The organism is Meiothermus hypogaeus (genome assembly GCF_003574035.1).
GTDB classification, from domain to species: Bacteria; Deinococcota; Deinococci; order Deinococcales; family Thermaceae; genus Meiothermus; species Meiothermus hypogaeus.
Map to the genome: position 1 here is coordinate 1 of NZ_QWKY01000001.1, position 15,928 is coordinate 15,928.

The 15,928-nt window shown below is 58.2% G+C and carries 16 protein-coding genes; 11 read left to right on the forward strand and 5 right to left on the reverse strand.

Annotated features, from left to right (window positions below):
• Window positions 1-77 precede the first annotated feature (77 nt).
• Entirely contained in the window at window positions 78-686 is a 609-nt protein-coding gene (locus Mhypo_RS00005) for an AEC family transporter (protein WP_240637047.1), read from the reverse strand.
• A gap of 132 nt (window positions 687-818) precedes the next feature.
• Here Mhypo_RS00005 and Mhypo_RS00010 point away from each other — a divergent pair, with 132 nt between their 5' ends.
• The 10 genes from Mhypo_RS00010 to Mhypo_RS00055 all read left to right on the forward strand — a co-directional run bounded on the left by Mhypo_RS00010 (window position 819) and on the right by Mhypo_RS00055 (window position 8,730).
• A complete protein-coding gene (locus Mhypo_RS00010) occupies window positions 819-1,265 on the forward strand; it encodes a hypothetical protein (RefSeq protein WP_119339313.1) in 447 nt (148 codons plus the stop codon).
• 89 nt (window positions 1,266-1,354) lie between these two features.
• Window positions 1,355-2,023: a response regulator transcription factor gene (locus Mhypo_RS00015; RefSeq protein ID WP_119339314.1), complete on the forward strand. Its 669-nt coding sequence runs from the start codon at window positions 1,355-1,357 to the stop codon at window positions 2,021-2,023.
• Window positions 2,024-2,077: 54 nt separating this feature from the next.
• The gene (locus Mhypo_RS00020; RefSeq protein WP_119339315.1) at window positions 2,078-3,037 is read left to right on the forward strand and encodes a sensor histidine kinase; all 960 of its coding nucleotides are present in this window, start codon (window positions 2,078-2,080) and stop codon (window positions 3,035-3,037) included.
• 22 nt (window positions 3,038-3,059) lie between these two features.
• Window positions 3,060-3,722, forward strand: coding sequence for a phosphate signaling complex protein PhoU (gene phoU, locus Mhypo_RS00025; RefSeq protein WP_119339417.1), 663 nt, complete (start codon window positions 3,060-3,062; stop codon window positions 3,720-3,722).
• A gap of 126 nt (window positions 3,723-3,848) precedes the next feature.
• Entirely contained in the window at window positions 3,849-4,292 is a 444-nt protein-coding gene (locus tag Mhypo_RS00030) for a universal stress protein (RefSeq protein ID WP_119339316.1), read from the forward strand.
• Between the two features lie 246 nt (window positions 4,293-4,538).
• Window positions 4,539-5,093, forward strand: coding sequence for an elongation factor P (efp, locus tag Mhypo_RS00035; RefSeq protein ID WP_119339317.1), 555 nt, complete (start codon window positions 4,539-4,541; stop codon window positions 5,091-5,093).
• Window positions 5,094-5,413: 320 nt separating this feature from the next.
• Complete coding sequence (gene accB, locus Mhypo_RS00040; protein ID WP_119339318.1) at window positions 5,414-5,935, forward strand: acetyl-CoA carboxylase biotin carboxyl carrier protein; 522 nt, start codon at window positions 5,414-5,416, stop codon at window positions 5,933-5,935.
• Between the two features lie 53 nt (window positions 5,936-5,988).
• Entirely contained in the window at window positions 5,989-7,332 is a 1,344-nt protein-coding gene (gene accC, locus Mhypo_RS00045) for an acetyl-CoA carboxylase biotin carboxylase subunit (RefSeq protein ID WP_119339319.1), read from the forward strand.
• 117 nt (window positions 7,333-7,449) lie between these two features.
• Window positions 7,450-8,076, forward strand: a complete 627-nt coding sequence (locus tag Mhypo_RS00050; protein ID WP_119339320.1) for a site-2 protease family protein — start codon at window positions 7,450-7,452, stop codon at window positions 8,074-8,076.
• A gap of 6 nt (window positions 8,077-8,082) precedes the next feature.
• Complete coding sequence (locus tag Mhypo_RS00055; protein ID WP_170148170.1) at window positions 8,083-8,730, forward strand: site-2 protease family protein; 648 nt, start codon at window positions 8,083-8,085, stop codon at window positions 8,728-8,730.
• 70 nt (window positions 8,731-8,800) lie between these two features.
• On the opposite strand, the gene Mhypo_RS00060 is transcribed toward Mhypo_RS00055, so the two are convergent.
• The 3 genes from Mhypo_RS00060 to Mhypo_RS00070 are packed head-to-tail and all read right to left on the reverse strand — an operon-like array spanning window position 8,801 to window position 11,249.
• Window positions 8,801-9,601, reverse strand: a complete 801-nt coding sequence (locus Mhypo_RS00060) for a deoxyribonuclease IV (RefSeq protein WP_119339322.1) — start codon at window positions 9,599-9,601, stop codon at window positions 8,801-8,803.
• On the reverse strand, window positions 9,598-10,209 hold the full coding sequence (locus Mhypo_RS00065) for a septal ring lytic transglycosylase RlpA family protein (RefSeq protein WP_240637048.1): 612 nt from the start codon (window positions 10,207-10,209) through the stop codon (window positions 9,598-9,600). Before Mhypo_RS00065 ends, Mhypo_RS00060 begins: the two co-directional genes overlap by 4 nt.
• Window positions 10,206-11,249, reverse strand: coding sequence for a M24 family metallopeptidase (locus Mhypo_RS00070; RefSeq protein WP_119339323.1), 1,044 nt, complete (start codon window positions 11,247-11,249; stop codon window positions 10,206-10,208). Before Mhypo_RS00070 ends, Mhypo_RS00065 begins: the two co-directional genes overlap by 4 nt.
• A gap of 124 nt (window positions 11,250-11,373) precedes the next feature.
• Between Mhypo_RS00070 and Mhypo_RS00075 the strand changes: the two genes are divergently transcribed.
• A complete protein-coding gene (locus Mhypo_RS00075) occupies window positions 11,374-12,117 on the forward strand; it encodes a hypothetical protein (protein WP_119339324.1) in 744 nt (247 codons plus the stop codon).
• Window positions 12,118-12,320: 203 nt separating this feature from the next.
• Here the strand turns inward: Mhypo_RS00075 and ileS are convergent, their stop codons facing one another.
• On the reverse strand, window positions 12,321-15,611 hold the full coding sequence (ileS, locus tag Mhypo_RS00080; RefSeq protein ID WP_119339325.1) for an isoleucine--tRNA ligase: 3,291 nt from the start codon (window positions 15,609-15,611) through the stop codon (window positions 12,321-12,323).
• Window positions 15,612-15,928 lie beyond the last annotated feature (317 nt).

Sequence of the window (15,928 nt, forward strand, 5' to 3'; positions counted from 1 at the left end):
GCGAGGGTCAAATAGGGCAGCACCAGAGCCCATTCCTCATCACGGACGTCCGATGGGTAAGCACGGCGGTTCATGCTCTAAACATAACTGCAGTGCCTGATTTGGGTAAGGTGGTTTGTAGATTCTAGAAGATGCACCCCTTCGTCGAGCCCCAGGGGCAGCGGGATACCCAGCCCGCGCACCAGCAAGCCCCCAGCCAGGGCCCAGAACAGCGGCAGCCTCAGGGTGAACCAGAGGCTTTGCATAAACCCACCCCCGCGCAAGAAGGCGGGTCCCAGCCCAAACATCAGCACGCTGCTGGCAATGAAGAACACAATGGCCCGATCCAGACCGGGCTGCCCCAGGGCAAAAAAGGTGAGGGAAAGCCCCATGTTGCCCGAGTTGGGAAAAGTGGCGGATGCAATCAGGGTCTTGCTCGAGCCCTGGTCAAGGTGCAGCCATTTGCTGAGCGCCAGCCCCAGAAAATACAACGCGATGGAGGCCAGGAAAAATGCTGCCGTAATCCCGATCACACTGGCTCCGGTCAGTTTAGCCCTGAGCATGGCATCGAAAATTAGCACTGGAACCAGCACGTAAATGGAAAGCTTGGAGAGCGTTTGCAGGTCGAAGTCTATGCGCTTGCCGACCAGATAGCCCATCAGAACGATAAAGGCGACGGGGACTACCGTGTTGAGCAGGGCTTCCATACCACGGCGTAGCTTACCCGAACATCCCGAAGAGAACCATACCAGCAGGCCCGCAGAGCTTTGGTCTGTGATGTACAGTCAACTAAAGGAAATCAGTTTGGGCTATAAGCTGAAAGGGATGAGGCACCAACCATGACCGACGGGCTGTTCAAGGGCGTGTTGGTACTGCACTTCGCTGCTACCTGGTTTTTGCTGGGGCTCATCTGGATGGTGCAGGTGGTTCATTATCCGCTTTTTAACAGGGTCGGGTCGGCGGAGTTTGCTGGCTACCAAGCCGCCCACGCCAACCTGATTACCCTGGTGGTGGGGCCCCTGATGCTGCTCGAGCTGCTCACTGCCATTGCTATCCTGACCTTGTGGCCCTCGAGCCTGCCCGTCTGGGTCGGTTGGTTGGGCCTGGCTTTAGTGGGGGTAATCTGGCTGACTACCCTGCTGGTTTCGGTGCCGCTGCACGCCAAACTGGCCACAGGTTTTGACGCCCAAGCCCATGCTCTACTGGTAACGACCAACTGGATTCGAACCCTGGCCTGGACGATGAGGGGGTTCCTGCTGGCCTGGGTGCTCTACAGAGGCTTCTAGTGTTTCACGGTTATTTGCTGAAGCAGGAGTCGGCTTTTGCCTGCCTTGCATGACATTTGCTTGACAGGGATGAGAATAAACTATTAGGGATGTCTAAATTGCTCTTGGTCGAGGATGAACCCTCTGTTCGTATGGGGTTGCGGCTTTCGCTATCCAAGGCCGGGCATCAGGTTTTGGAGGCGCCCACTGCCGGCGAAGCCTGGGAGAAGCTCGCCGGTGCCGACCTGGTCATCCTCGACTGGATGCTCCCGGATGAGCCAGGGGTGCGGCTCCTGGATCGCTTGCGCCGCGACGGACGCTACGAAAACCTGCCGGTGCTGATGCTCACTGCCAGGGCCAGCGAAGGAGACCGGGTTGAGGGACTGACCCGTGGGGCTGATGATTACCTGACAAAGCCATTTTCTACCCCCGAGCTTATTGCACGGGTGCAGGCCCTGTTGCGCCGTGTGGGTAAAAGTGGGCGGCTGGAACGAGGCGCGCTGAGCCTGGATCTGGAGCGACATCAGGCTTTTCTGGACGGACACGCCCTCGAGCTCACCCGCCGGGAGTTCGAACTGCTGGCTTTTCTGGCCCGACACCCTGGCCGGGTCTACACCCGCGAAGAACTCCTGGAGCGGGTCTGGGGTCAGGAGTTCTTGGGTACGGCCCGCACCGTGGATCAGCACGTAGCCCAGTTACGAGATAAGCTGGGCGAAGACCCCAAGGCTCCCCGCTTCCTGGAAACCCTGCGCGGTGTAGGGTATCGCTTCAGGGAGTGAGGGTCGGCGTGCCCAGCAACCAGCCCGGCCCGGTTCCACCAAGCCCATAGCCTCATGGACACCCTCTTGAAAGATGCCTGGGAAGCAGCCCGCGAAGGGGTGCTGGTTTTTGCAGAAGACCGGGTGCTTTATCTGAACCCGGTGGCAGCCGAGCTGCTGGGCATCGAGCGCGAAAGGGTGCTGGGCCGCCCGTTGCTGCTGGCCTTGCGTGACCACAAACTCGAGGCGCTCTGCCGTATTGGAGGCGAGACCACTATCGAGACCCGTAACCGTACCGTGTGGGCCAAAGCCGTGCCCGGCATCCTGCTTTTGTGGGATCAAACCGAGGAAAAAAACCGGGTCGAGGCCCTCGAGGAGTCCAGCCGGATGCTGGCCCACGAGTTCCGCACCCCCGTGGCCGGGATGCTCTCTTTGCTGGAAGCTTTGCAAGGTGGCCTGAAAGGCCCGGACGCAAAAGAAGCCTTGCAGATGCTCTACCAGGAAACCCAGCGCTTGCGGCGCCTGGTAGAAGACCTGCCCCTGACCCGCCGCCCTTCGCAAGAACGTACCTTTGCCCTGGAAGATTTGCGAAGCCGCCTCGAGCGCTTCCTGGCCCCTCAACTGGCCGAAAAGTCGGCCTGGATTCAGTGGCAAACCCCCCATACCATCCGGGCCAATCCCGACGCGGTGTACCAGGCCCTGCTCAACCTGCTGGATAACGCCCTGAAGTATGGAACCGGTGCTGAAATTGTGGTTGTCAGCGGGCAAAACGCCGATGGGGTGTGGCTCGAGGTCCGCAATCAGGGTCAGCCCCTAGAAGAGTTTGAGAAGCTCTTCCAGGCCGGCCAGCGCGGGGTACATGCAGCCAATGTGCGCGGCACAGGCCTGGGGCTGGCCCTGGTGCGGCGGCTGGCGGCGGGATGGGGCGGCACCGCTTATGGACGCGCCCTGGAGAACGGTAATGCTTTCGGCCTGACGTTCCCCCTCCATGCCGGTACTGCCTATAATCGTCAGACAACCCAAACACCTGTTTAAACTGGAGGTACGGAGTATGGCTATGCGCGAAACCCTGGATCGTGAACTGAACCACCTGACCGAACAGACCATTCGTATGATCTCGCTGGTACGCGAGATGGTGGATAAAAGCGCCAAGGCGCTGGCCGAACAAGACCCCCGGCTGGCCCAGGAAATTATTGCCCAGGATGCCGAGGTAGACGCCCTGGAGCTGGAAATCGAGGCCCAGACCATCACCCTTATGGCCCGCCAGGGGCTGGTGGCCTCGGACTTGCGCTTTGCCTTTACCATTATCAAAGCCCTGACCGACCTCGAGCGGGCCGCCGACTACGCCGCACACGTGGCCGAAGACGTGATTGTGCTGGCCAAAGAGCCCCCCCTCAAAAACTACATCACCCTGCCCGATATGGGCCGCCGCCTGACCCTGATGCTCGACCTGGTTTCCAAGGCAATTGCCGAGCGTGACATCGAAGCTGCCAAAGAAATATTCCGCCGCGACGACGAGATTGATGGCCTCTATGAGGAGGTCTCGCGCGAACTCCTGACCTACATGATGGAAGACCCCCGCACCATCACCAAAGCCCTCACCCTGGGCCGGGTGGCCCGTAGCTACGAGCGCCTGGGGGACCACCTCGAGAATATCTCGGAACGCATTATTTACTGGCTCACCGGCAAAATGGAGAAAAAGCCCGAAGACGTATTTTAGAAAACCGGCTTGCCGTTGGCTGCGCATCTTTCTTGAGGGACACAAGCCCCTGGGGTACAGGTTTAGGGTATTGACCAGAGCGAAAGCCTTGTGCTGTATTGACCTGTACGCCCTGAGGAGGCTCTTATGTTCAAAAAAATCCTGATCCCCACGGATGGCAGCGAGTTTAGCCAGGGTGCCCTCGAGCAAGGATTGGATCTAGCCAAACTGTCCGGGGGAGAGGTGACGATACTCTATGCCATCGAAAGCCCGTACGAACCCTTCAAGAACTACACTACCCAGCCACCGGAATACTTCGAAAAGCTTATGAATGACTTCAAGGCTGAAGCCCAAAAAGTTCTGAGCCGCATTTCAGCCGAAGCTGAATCGAAGGGGGTTCATACCCGAGCATTAATTGTCGAGGAACACCCCGTGCCGGCTATTCTCGAGGCTGCAAAGGAACACGACCTGGTCGTGATGGCAACCCACGGACGAAAAGGCATTGATCGCGTGATGATGGGCAGCGTCACCGATAAAGTGCTGCACAACTGCTCTACGCCAGTTCTGGTTGTTCGGGGTGCAGCGGGATAGCTGATACACGAATAGTGTCGCAGTGGGGCTTGTTGGGCCTGGGAAACATCACTGTGTGAGGTGTAATGGTGGGGAATGCGATAATTCCCCTGGGGGATGCCCTACGTGACGCCAGCGATCCGGCCTCGCTGCGATAGACATACTCGGGATTGGCTTTGTCCTGGTGCTGAAGTTCCAAAAAGTCGGTTCACCTTTTCTTTGCTGGCTTCATCCTGTACACTCTTGGTTTGGGTACGAGGAGGGCAAATGATCAGCGTTACCGACCTGCGGAATGGAACCAAAGTCAAGATGGATGGGGCACTCTGGCAGTGCGTGGACTATCAGCACCAGAAAATTGGACGGGGCGGCGCCAAAGTGGTCGCCAAGTTCAAAAACCTCGAGACCGGCGCAACCGTAGAGCGCTCATTCAACTCGGGTGAGAAGCTCGAGGACATCTACGTTGAAACCAAAGATCTTCAATACCTTTATCCCGAAGGCGATGAACTGGTATTCATGGATCTGGAAACCTACGAGCAATTCCATGTCTCGCGGGATATTTCCGAGGCCACCAAGTTCCTAAAAGAAGGCATGACTGTTCAGGGAGCCATGTACAACGGCCGTCCTCTGGACATCACCTTGCCTGCTTCGGTTGAACTTAAGATCATCGATACGCCCCCTGGAGTGCGGGGAGATACGGTTTCGGGAGGCACCAAGCCTGCTACCCTTGAGACCGGAGCAGTGGTGCAGGTGCCGCTGTTTGTCGAAAATGAACAGGTTATTCGGGTGGATACCCGTACCGGGGAATACCTCGGTCGCGCCTGAGCCGAATCTCGAACACGCATTCTTATCGCGTTCTTAGCCATAACGGCGTGCGTCACAGGTCGTTATGTAACCAGCACGGCTAGAACCGCCGTACTGTTGCTATGTTATGACTAAACCAGCCTGTCCAGGCTCTACAGAAGGCCAAACCAGGGGCCAGATAGCCTGGTTGATGCCCTTAAGCCCCTTCCTTGCCGGCGGGCTTTTTTGTTAGAGCGGACGGCCATATATACCTGCCTGCAATCGGTAAAACCAACCTCAGGGGCTTATACTTCTATAGGTAGTCTATGAAGCTATAGCTCAGTACTGTTTCGGAGGCAGTCATGAATGCAAAGGAACTGAAGTCCATCCTCCAAGCCCTGCAAGAACATGAGGTGTCCGAGTTGACCCTCGAGACCCCCGATTACAAACTCACGATCAAGCGTGGTGGTGAGGTGCAATATGTGGCTGCCCCAGCGCCTGTGGTGATCCAGCCGCCAGCGGTGGCTCCGGCAGCGCAGCCTGTGAGCCATGCGCCGGTAGCGACGCCAGCCCCAACCCCTGCTGCGGCACCGGCCGCAACGCCAGCTCCCAAGGTCGAAACGCCCAAGGAAGATACCAGTAAATACGTCGAAGTCAAGGCGCCCATCGTGGGTACGTTTTACCGTGCGCCATCCCCCGATGCTGAACCCTTTGTCAAGGAAGGGGATACCGTTAAGAAGGGTCAGGTCTTGTGCATCATCGAGGCCATGAAGCTCATGAACGAAATCGAAAGCGAAGTATCGGGCGTGGTGCGGAAAATTCTGGTTGCCAATGGGGAGCCTATAGAGTACGGCCAAGTCCTATTTTTGATCGAGCCGGCATAAGCGCTGATAGCTATCTACCGCAATGCGCTACCAGTGCGCCTGGAGAGCCCTTTATGTTCAAGAAAATAATGGTTGCCAACCGAGGTGAGATTGCCCTGCGGGTATTGCGGGCTGCGCGGGAGTTGGGGATTAAGGTGGTGGTGGCCCACAGTGAAGCCGATAGCCAGTCGCTGCCTGTTTTGCTGGCCGATGAGGCCATCTGCATCGGGCCGCCCCCTTCGGCCCAGAGCTACCTCAATATTCCCAATCTACTGTCTGCGGCGATTATCTCGGGAGCCGAAGCCATTCACCCCGGCTATGGTTTTCTGGCAGAAAACCCCCAGTTTGCCGAGATGTGCCGCGACCACGGGATAGTCTTCATTGGCCCTACCCCGGAGTCCATGCATAGCCTGGGCTCCAAAGCAGGGGGGCGGGAGATTGCCGCCAAATCCAACGTGCCCACCGTTCCGGGTACGGGGGTTTTGCAGTCGGTGGAAGAGGCCCTTGAAGCCGCAGAAAAGATCGGCTACCCGGTGCTGCTAAAAGCCAGTGCGGGGGGCGGTGGGCGTGGTCAGAAAGTAGTGCGTTCTTCCGAGGAGATGAAAACTGCCTTTGCCCAGGCCCAGGTCGAGGCCCAGAACTACTTCTCGGATCCATCCCTCATCCTGGAGAAATACATCGAACTGTTTCGGCATGTGGAAGTGCAGGTAATGGGGGATGGCAAGGGCCATGTGGTGCACGTGGGCGAACGCGACTGCTCGATCCAGCGCCGCAATCAGAAGCTTATCGAGGAAGCGCCCAGCCGCCTCGAGGAGTCCTTGCGTCAGGAAATTCTGGCGGCAGGTGTGCGCCTGGCCAAATATGTCAACTACCAGGGCGCGGGGACGCTCGAGTTTATCGTAGATCCCGACGGTAATTTCTACTTCATGGAGATGAACACCCGCATACAGGTCGAACACTGCGTCTCCGAGATGATTTCGGGTCTCGATCTGGTCAAGCTCCAGATAAAAATAGCTGCGGGTGAGCCTTTTACTCTGCAGCAAAGCGATATCCAGCTCAGGGGTCACGCCATCGAGTGTCGCCTGAATGCAGAGGACTATGACAAAGACTTCCGCCCCAGCATAGGCAAGATCGAAACCCTGCACTTCCCTGGCGGCACCGGTGTGCGGGTGGATTCCCACCTATATGCTGGCTACAGCATCCCGCCCAACTACGACTCGCTGGTGGCTAAACTCATTGTGCATGGTGAGAATCGGGAGGAGGCCATTGCCCGGATGCGCCGGGCGCTAGCCGAGACCGTCATCGAGGGGCCTGGGGTCAAGACCACCGTGCCCTTCCATCTCAAGGTCATGGACAATGCCTTCTACAAGCGGGGGGCCATTTACACCAACTTTGTGACTACCCGTATGTCGGAATAAGCGGCCTGTTGGGCGTACTGGCTCTGGTCTTCAGCGACAGTGGGTCACGAACACTCGCCCACCCACTGGGTCTGGACAGTCAATCTTTGGGCCTAAAACCCGTAAACTGGTAACGACATGTTTTTCTTCGAACTTCTTGGTAGAGACCCCCTGGCCTATCTGGTCGCGTTTGCGGCAGGTGCTTTTGGCCTGGTCGTGCACAACCTGTTTCAAGCTTATCTGGCCGATCGCTACAAAGATGGCGACCCCCGGCGCTACGGTTTTCTGACGGTGGAGCCCAGGGTACACCTGGATGGCCTGGGGCTCATTTTCCTGGCCTTGATTGGCTTTGGGTTTCCCCGCTTGGTGCCCTGGCGGCTCTTTGGCCCCAAGGGTGCCCAGACCGCACTGATGGGGCCGCTGGGGTTTTTTGTAGCAGCTTTTTTCTATATCCTGATTGGCAGGCTTTTGGAAGGGGTGGGCCCGGCCACCTCGAGCATCGCCCTTGGTATGCAGGTGGCCGGTTCCCTCATGATCGGCCACGCGGCGGTGTTCTTGTTCCCGGTACCACCGCTGGACGGTGCCAGGGTGGTCTATGCCATCGGCAGCGCCGAGGCCCGCCGCTTCATGGATCAGCTTCAGAGCTATGGCTTTGTGGGCTTCTTCCTGATTTTTCTGGTCTTGAACCTGAGTGGCATTCTACCAGCCATCCGCGCAGGACTCAGCGGGTTGCTCAATAGCCTTTTTGCGGCCATCGGGTTGTAGATGGGGCTGCTGGCACTTCTGCAAACAGACCCCCTGGCTTTTGTGCTGGTGGCGCTGGTGCTGATGCTTTCCTTGGCCTTGCACGAGTGGGGTCATGCCATCAGCGCCCTCTGGATGGGCGATACTACTGCCAAAGAGCAAGGCCGCGTGAGCCTCAACCCCCTCAAGCACTTCGACCTGATTGGTTCGGTCATGATTCTGCTGGTGGGGTTTGGCTGGGCCAGGCCGGTGCCGATCTACCCCCCTAACTTTCGCCACTACCGGGTGGGGCTCTTTTTGGTCTCCATAGCAGGCATCGTGATTAATTTGCTCATCGCCACCACCCTGGCGCTTATCCTGCGCTGGATGCTCGATGCCGGTTATCTGCAAAATCCTCAAGGTTTTTTGCGGGTGTTGCTCCAGGCGGCGGTGGTGGCGGCGAGTGTCAACCTGAATCTGGCCGTTTTTAACCTCTTGCCCATCCCGCCCCTGGACGGTTCCAAAATTTTGCAGAGTTTTTTACCCCTGCGCTGGCACCCTTACATCTGGCGACTGGAGATGAATCCGACCTATGTGATTGTGGCCATGCTGTTGTTGCTGACGGTGTTCCGCCAACCGCTCGGCAACTTTCTGAGCGCGGTGCGTACTCAGTTTTTCGGCCTGTTTGGTCTGTAGGGTGGTCAAGGGGTCACCAATGGTCCATAGTCTGTTCAGGTGCGTTCCTTTACAGCGATAAACCAGCGTTTCAGGTCAAACCCAGCCACCCGCGCAAAATCCGCAGGTTGTGGGCATCCTCGAGGGTGCCCCGTGGGGTTTCCATGATGAAAATCTTGTCCTTGAGGCGGGGGTCGAGTACAAAATCCATAAGCTCCTCGCCAATCTTGCCTTCCATTAGGTTGGCGTGGTGGTCAATCTGCGAACCCCGTTCGCCCACCGAATCGTTGAGATGGATTACCGGCACCCGCTGCAGGCCAACAGTCTGCTCGAGCGCCTCCAGGGCTTCTGCAAGGTTGTAGCCAGCGGCAAAGGCATGGCAGGTGTCGAAACAAACCCCGAGCGAAGTACCCTCGACCAGCTCGGCCAGGGTGTGCAGGTTGGCCCCCAGCTTTTCGCCACCCCCCGCGGTGTTCTCGAGCAACAGCCAGGGCCCGTTTCTGCCGAGTCCGGCCAGTTCGCGGGCCTTCAAAGCACCTATCCTGGCTTTTTCGGCGGGCCCTGAACCCGGATGCACCACCACATACTCGATGCCCAGCATCTGGGCCTTGGCCAGGTCGTCAGCTAGGCTGAACACGCTTTTTTCCCATAATTCGCCCTCGGCGGCCAGGTTCACTAAATAAGAAGCGTGAATGACCGTGGGCAAGCCGCCCAGGTTCTCCTTACGGGCTCTAAAGCCCTCGACCTCCCCCGCTTTCAGGCTGCGGGTTTTCCAACTGCGCGGGCTTTTGGCAAAAATCTGAATAGCGCTTAGGCCGAGCAGATGGGCCTCCTCGGCGGCCCCTGCAACGCCCAGCTTGCCGGCAATGGACATATGGAAACCGTATTTCACCTGAGGATCTCCACTTTTACCCGAATAACCCCGTGCTGGTGCATTCCTAGCCGACGTGCAGCAGCATAAGAGAGGTCAATAATCCGGCCGCGAATATAAGGGCCCCGGTCGTTGATGCGCACCACGATGCTCCGGCCATTTTGCAGGTTGGTCACCCGAACCCGGGTATTGAAGGGCAGGGTGCGGTGGGCAGCGGTGAGATGAAACTTGTTGAACCGCTCCCCGTTGGCGGTAAGGCGGCCATGAAACCGGGGCCCATACCAGGAGGCCCAGCCCTGCTGAATCGAACCGGCCGCAGAAACGGGCGCTTTGGGTTCCTCCGGGGCCAGAGGCGGACGGATGAAGACCCACGCAACCGGCGCCGTGTCTTGAACGGGGTCGGGCAGGGGGAGCACCTCCAGGTTCATTGGGTCCCAGTCCGATGCAGGAATTTCCAGCTCCAGACCAACGGGCAAGGGGTCTTCGATCAGGCCGTTGAGCATCATCAGGTCGGCTACGCTCACCTGGAACAGCCGGGCAATTCGCTCCAGCGAATCGCCGGGCTGGACCACATACCCCTGTCCCCAGGTCAGTCCGCAAAACAACAACAGGGCAAGCCAGCGCCTCATAGCTCGATCAAGTGTTTGGGGCTTTTGGAAAGGACTTCGTGCCCCTGTGCGGTGACCAATACCAGGTCTTCAATGCGGCAACCGCCTACCTGGGGGATATAGACCCCCGGTTCGATGGTGATTATGTTACCGGCCTCGAGTACATCCTCCGAGGTCTGGCCCAGACCGGGCGCCTCGTGAATAAACAGGCCCACCCCATGCCCCAGCCCGTGGGTGAAGTATTCGCCGTAGCCCTGGCTGGTTAGGTGCGCTCGGGCCAGCGCATCAAGCTCCTGGCCCTTCTTACCCGGGGCAACGGCCTCGAGCGCAAGTGTTTGGGCCTCGAGTACAGCTTGGTAGACGTGCTGGAGCTCTGTCGAAACCTTGCCCACCGCCACAGTGCGGGTCATGTCGGAGCAGTAGCCGCCCACCACACAGCCAAAATCCAGCGTGACCAGCTCCCCCGACTCTATTTTGCGTTCGCTGGCCCCCCCGTGTGGCCTGGCGCCACGCGGCCCCGAGGCCACGGTCGTACCAAAGGCCAGTCCTTCGGAGCCGTTCTTGCGCAGGAAGAACTCGAGCTCCAGCGCCACTTCGATCTCGCGCACGCCGGGTTTGATGAAAGGCAAGATATGCTCGAAACCCCGGTCGGCTAGTTCGGCGGCTTTGCGAATATGAGCAATTTCCTCAGGGGTTTTACGCTTGCGCTGGTCTTCGATAATCCCGTAGGTAGAGACGAACTCGAGGTCTGGAAAGTCCTTCTTAAAGCTTTCCAGGGTGGCTACGCTCAGGTGTTCGGCCTCGATGCCGACCCGACCCTGAAAGAACTCCCCAAGCAGCCGGTTCATCTCTGTGCGCTTCAGCAGAATGCGATGGGGAAGCCGTTGTTGGCCAGCTTCTAGGATGTAACGACCATCGGTGATCAGGGTGGCGCCGCTGCGGGTAATAACAATCTTGGCATCCTTGCCTTCAACAAAGCCCGATAGGTAGAGAACATTGTGGGGACTGGAGATAAAAAGCGCATCGAGGTTGTATTTGTCTAGCAGTAGGTTGAAGTCCACGACCAGAACTTTACCCCACGCTTCAAATGCTGGCCGATATTATTTTCACGAACACATATTATCGTGAAAATAATAACAAAAAGACGCATGGAATTTGAACTTTTTACGTGCTAAGTTCAATCGTATGCATCGGTTTGCCTTTAGCTGGCTTTTGATTTTGCTTGGCAGCTTGGTCCTAGCCCAGGTTTCGCCCGAGGCGGCCCAGCTACTCGAGCGGGGACGCACGGTACTGGGTGGATCGGCCCTAGCCAACCTCAAAACCTACCGCGAAGTGACCACCAACATCTACTACACCCCTGATGGCAAGGAGGAGAGCCGCATCGTAACCCTGTTGCTCGTGGATTTTGCCAACAGCCGGGTGCGCCTGGAGATCTACGACCCCCAGAGCCTCAATAACCCAAACCCCATTCCGCTGGCCTTGCAGCAATACAGCCCACAGGAGAGCTTTTTTTGGAGTCGGGAGACTTCGCTCAGGCCTTTGCCTGCAAGAGAGCGGGAGATCCTGCGCTCGAGCCTCTACACCGGCTGGCTGGGCCTCAAGTACGGTAGCAGCAACCGCGAGCGGGCCAGTGTGTCACAAGGCAGCCTGCGCAACCAGACCGGCCGCCTGCTGACGGTCAGTACCCAGGGCTGGGTGAGCACCTATCTATTCGGCGCCGATGGTTTACTTCTGGGTGAACGCCTGACCATTCCTGGCGTAGGGGAGAGCATTACTTTCTTTTCCAACTACCAGACTGTGCAGGGCGTGCGCCTGCCGCAAAAGTGGGAAAACTATATCGATGGGGCGCTGACCGCCAGGGGCGAGCTGATGGAAGTGGAGATCAATTTGACCTTTACTGAGGCCGACTTCTTCAAGCCTACCCGCTGATACCGGACTCAAAAAGACAGTTCACAAAGCCAAAAACACCAGAGGCTGTCTTTTTGAATCCTAGAGCACACCCCTTCCTGTCGGTCGGCGAAGAAAGCGTCTCCCTTCCAAGGGGCGGTATCGCCCTCCGCTACGCGGATAACTTCGGTCGGGTTAGTTCGTCACCAAACGGTGACGAACTAACCGAATCTGGCCTGATTTATTCAGGCCTTACTGAGCCCAAACCTGACGGTACCCTCTTCATCCGACAGCTCTACGATATGGCCAACCGGCTCAGCCTGGACAAGCGAGAGGGCCAGGGTTTCCTCCTGGAGCCTGGGGCCAAACTGCACCAGAGACTCGGCGTATTTGCCCTCGGCAGCATAGGTCAGGTGAATGCGATCCGATACATTCAGGCCCATTTCCTTGCGGGCCTGTTGCACCAGGCGGATCAGGTCGCGGCTCAGGCCCTCGAGCAACAACTGCTCATCGAGCCTGACCTCGAGCGCGGCCAGATAGCCATCCTGCTCCTGGGCTGAGTAGCCTTCGGGCGAGAGAGCCTCTAGCAGCAGCTCTTCTGGGGTAAGGCTGATGACAGAGCCATCCAGGGTGCCCAACTCGAGGCGGACGCTATGTCCTGCCTTGATGGTTTTGGCCACCATCCTGCTGTCAAGTTCGGCCAGGGCGGCCCGAATCGCTGGAACCAGTTTGCCGTACTTCTTACCCATCACCGGCAGGTTCGGCAGTACCCGGTAGGTGAGCAACTCCTCCCCCAGGGCCAGCACCTCGACCTGCTTAACGTTTAGTTCTTCGGCAATTTCGTCGGCAAAATGGCGCAGTCCCGCTAGTTCGGCCTCGGTGGGGGCTGTTACCAGTACCCTGGGCAAGGGCATCCGGGTCTTGATGCCACTGATGGCCCGCGCACTCCGGGCTAACCCCACCACCTTTACCACTGCGCCCATCTGGGTGAGCAGGGTCTCGTCCAGGAGCCTGGAGTCGGCTTTGGGCCAATCCGACAAGTGTACCGATTCAGGGGCTTCAGGCAGAACCGAACGCACCAGGTTTTGCCACAGGGCCTCGGCCACAAAGGGAGTAAAAGGCGCGGCCATCTGGGCCACCACCACCAGAGCTTCCCATAGCGTAGCGTAGGCCGATTCCCGGTCGGTGGCATCCTCGTTTTTCCAGAAGCGGCGGCGGTTGCGGCGTACGTACCAGTTGGAAAGTTCCTCGACAAACTGCTCGAGTTCCTTTCCAGCACCTCTGGCATCGTAAACATCCAAAGCTGCCGTTACCCGCTCGATAAGCTGCTGCTTACGGGCCACCAGCCAGCGATCCATCTCGGGCCGCGCCTCCACCGGGGGGCGGTTGCGCAGGTCGGGCTTGTCCAGGTTCGCATAGAGCACAAAGAAGCTGTAGACGTTCCACAGCGTACCCAGGAAGCCCCGCTGGGCCTCCTGCACCAGCCGCTCGGAGAAGCGCTTCTGCTCGCCGGGCTCGGAGCCGGTAAAAAGGTACCAGCGCACCGCGTCGGCTCCGTACTTGTCGAACATGGGCAGGGGCTCCACCACATTGCCCTTGCTCTTGGACATTTTGTGCCCCTTCTCGTCTACCAGGTGCCCTAAGCAGATGACGTTCTTGAAGCAGGGCTGGCCGTAGAGCAAGGTAGAGATAGCGTGCAGCGAGTAGAACCAGCCCCGAGTCTGGTCAATAGCCTCGCAGATGTAATCGGCGGGAAAGTGCCGCTGCCAGAGCCGATAGTTCTCCTCGGTGCCGGGGAGGGGTTGGCCCTCTTGGTCCAGCAGCAAATGCCACTGGGCATAGGGCATGGCCCCGGAGTCGAACCACACATCGAGCACCTCCGGCACCCGGCGGAAGGTTTTGCCGTTTTTTACAAAGGTGATTTCGTCCACGTAGGGGCGGTGCAGGTCCAGGTTCGAAAGGTCGCGCCCAACCAGCTCCGAAAGCTCTTTTACACTTCCCACGCAGACGTACTCCGAGCCGTCCTCCGAGACCCAGAAGGGCAGCGGCGTGCCCCAGTAGCGCTCGCGGCTGATGGCCCAGTCTACGTTGTCCTTGAGCCAGTTGCCGAAGCGCCCGTGTTTGATGTGTTCGGGAATCCAGTTGATCTTTTCGTTGTTGTCGTAGAGCGCCTGGCGGAAATTGGAGGTCTTGATGTACCAGCTTGGCTTGGCAAAGTACAGGATGGGGTCGCCGGTGCGGTCGTGGAAGGGGTAGCGGTGGCGAATCTGGCCGGCGTGGTACATGACCCCCCGCTCCTTCATGATGCGAATGAGTCCCTTGTCGGCCTCCTTGAAAAACTTGCCGCGCTCGTCCGTGACCTGCATGATCCCGTACTCGTTGGTGCCGAAGAGGAGGGGCGTACCATACTGACGGGAAAGCTCGAGGTCTTCTGCACCGTAGACCGGGGCCTCGTGGGCCACCCCCGAACCGTCCTCGGCGCTCACAAAGTCGGCCAGGGCCACAAAGTGCATGACCGGCTTGCCATCGGGCCGCTTTTCCCCCTGCGCCTTCACAACCCCCAGCTCCACACACACTTCGGGGAAAGGGGGGGTGTACTCCCACCACTCCAGGTCTTTCCCCTTGAGGAGGGCGAGCACCTCGAGGTCTTCTTTATGCAATTCGCGAAGCCGCTCCACCGCCTCGACTGCAAAAATCAGATGCCCCACCGAAGGGGAGCGCACCACTGCGTAGTCCATCTCAGGATTTACCGCAGCCATGGTGTTGGAGGGCAGCGTCCAGGGCGTCGTCGTCCATACCAGAATGGCCAGGTTATCCAGATCCAGGAGCCGCACCCCTTGCGCCTGAAGTTTATCGCTCACCACTTTGGGGGTAGTTTCTAGCTTTAGAGGGAAGCGCACATACACGCTGGGGTCGTCCACCTCGCGGTAGCCATCGGCAATTTCGTTTTGCGAGAGGGTCGAGGAAATGCGCGGTGATAGGGGCACTACCTTGTAGTCCTGCACCACCATCCCTTTATCCCACATGCGCTTCAGGAGGTTCCACACCGACTCGATGTAGCTGTTGTGATAGGTCACGTAGGCGTTTTCCAGGTCTACCCACATGCCCATTCGCTCGGTAAAGTAGTTCCAGTCCTCAATGTTGGCAAAAACCCACTCGCGGCACTGCCTGGTAAACTCCGCGATCTCATCGCGGTTGAGGGTTTTGCGGCCCAACACGCCCAGCTTTTTCTCCACAGCAATTTCTACTGGTAGACCATGGGTATCCCAGCCCCCCTTGCGGGTGACGTGGTAGCCCTGCATGGTTTTGTAGCGCGGAAAGATGTCCTTGAAACTACGGGCCAGCACGTGGTGCATGGCCGGTTTGCCATTGGCCGTTGGGGGGCCTTCGTAAAAGACAAACTCGCCCTTGGGTGCGGTCTTCTGGTCGGATTTGGCGAAAATGTGGTTGTCGCGCCAGAAGGCAAGAATGTTTTCCTCTAGTTGGGGGAAGTTGGTTTCCTTAATCTCCTGGAATAGCTTTTTCTCCTCCACCATAGTCGGTTCCTTTCTGAGGCGCCACCCCTGGTCAAGGGTCGAACCACCGGTAATCAACAAAAAAGTCCGACCTGTGACCCTCGGGTTCCTCAGGTGCGGACGAGAATCTCTGCCGAGTTTTCCCGCGTTACCACCGCACTTCCTGAATGTTGTTTTTGGCTAATAGCTGATGAAGCAAAAAATGGGCATGTGGCTACCAGCCATAAGCTTTCATTCAGGCACTCTACTGCGCTATCTCGGGCGCACCCGTTGGGGTCTACTAGAGCGTGGTCGCTCGTTCTTCCCAAACTATCCCGGGGTGATTTTCAGCTTTCAGG

Bases quoted from the DNA above. Each gene is read 5' to 3' on its own strand.
- Mhypo_RS00010 (WP_119339313.1), top strand. From the start codon at position 819: ATGACCGACGGGCTGTTCAAGGGCGTGTTGGTACTGCACTTCGCTGCT.
- efp (WP_119339317.1), top strand. From the start codon at position 4,539: ATGATCAGCGTTACCGACCTGCGGAATGGAACCAAAGTCAAGATGGAT.
- Mhypo_RS00015 (WP_119339314.1), top strand. From the start codon at position 1,355: ATGTCTAAATTGCTCTTGGTCGAGGATGAACCCTCTGTTCGTATGGGG.
- Mhypo_RS00030 (WP_119339316.1), top strand. From the start codon at position 3,849: ATGTTCAAAAAAATCCTGATCCCCACGGATGGCAGCGAGTTTAGCCAG.
- Mhypo_RS00075 (WP_119339324.1), top strand. From the start codon at position 11,374: ATGCATCGGTTTGCCTTTAGCTGGCTTTTGATTTTGCTTGGCAGCTTG.
- Mhypo_RS00050 (WP_119339320.1), top strand. From the start codon at position 7,450: ATGTTTTTCTTCGAACTTCTTGGTAGAGACCCCCTGGCCTATCTGGTC.
- accB (WP_119339318.1), top strand. From the start codon at position 5,414: ATGAATGCAAAGGAACTGAAGTCCATCCTCCAAGCCCTGCAAGAACAT.
- accC (WP_119339319.1), top strand. From the start codon at position 5,989: ATGTTCAAGAAAATAATGGTTGCCAACCGAGGTGAGATTGCCCTGCGG.
- Mhypo_RS00020 (WP_119339315.1), top strand. From the start codon at position 2,078: ATGGACACCCTCTTGAAAGATGCCTGGGAAGCAGCCCGCGAAGGGGTG.
- phoU (WP_119339417.1), top strand. From the start codon at position 3,060: ATGCGCGAAACCCTGGATCGTGAACTGAACCACCTGACCGAACAGACC.
- Mhypo_RS00005 (WP_240637047.1), bottom strand. From the start codon at position 686: ATGGAAGCCCTGCTCAACACGGTAGTCCCCGTCGCCTTTATCGTTCTG.
- Mhypo_RS00065 (WP_240637048.1), bottom strand. From the start codon at position 10,209: ATGAGGCGCTGGCTTGCCCTGTTGTTGTTTTGCGGACTGACCTGGGGA.
- ileS (WP_119339325.1), bottom strand. From the start codon at position 15,611: ATGGTGGAGGAGAAAAAGCTATTCCAGGAGATTAAGGAAACCAACTTC.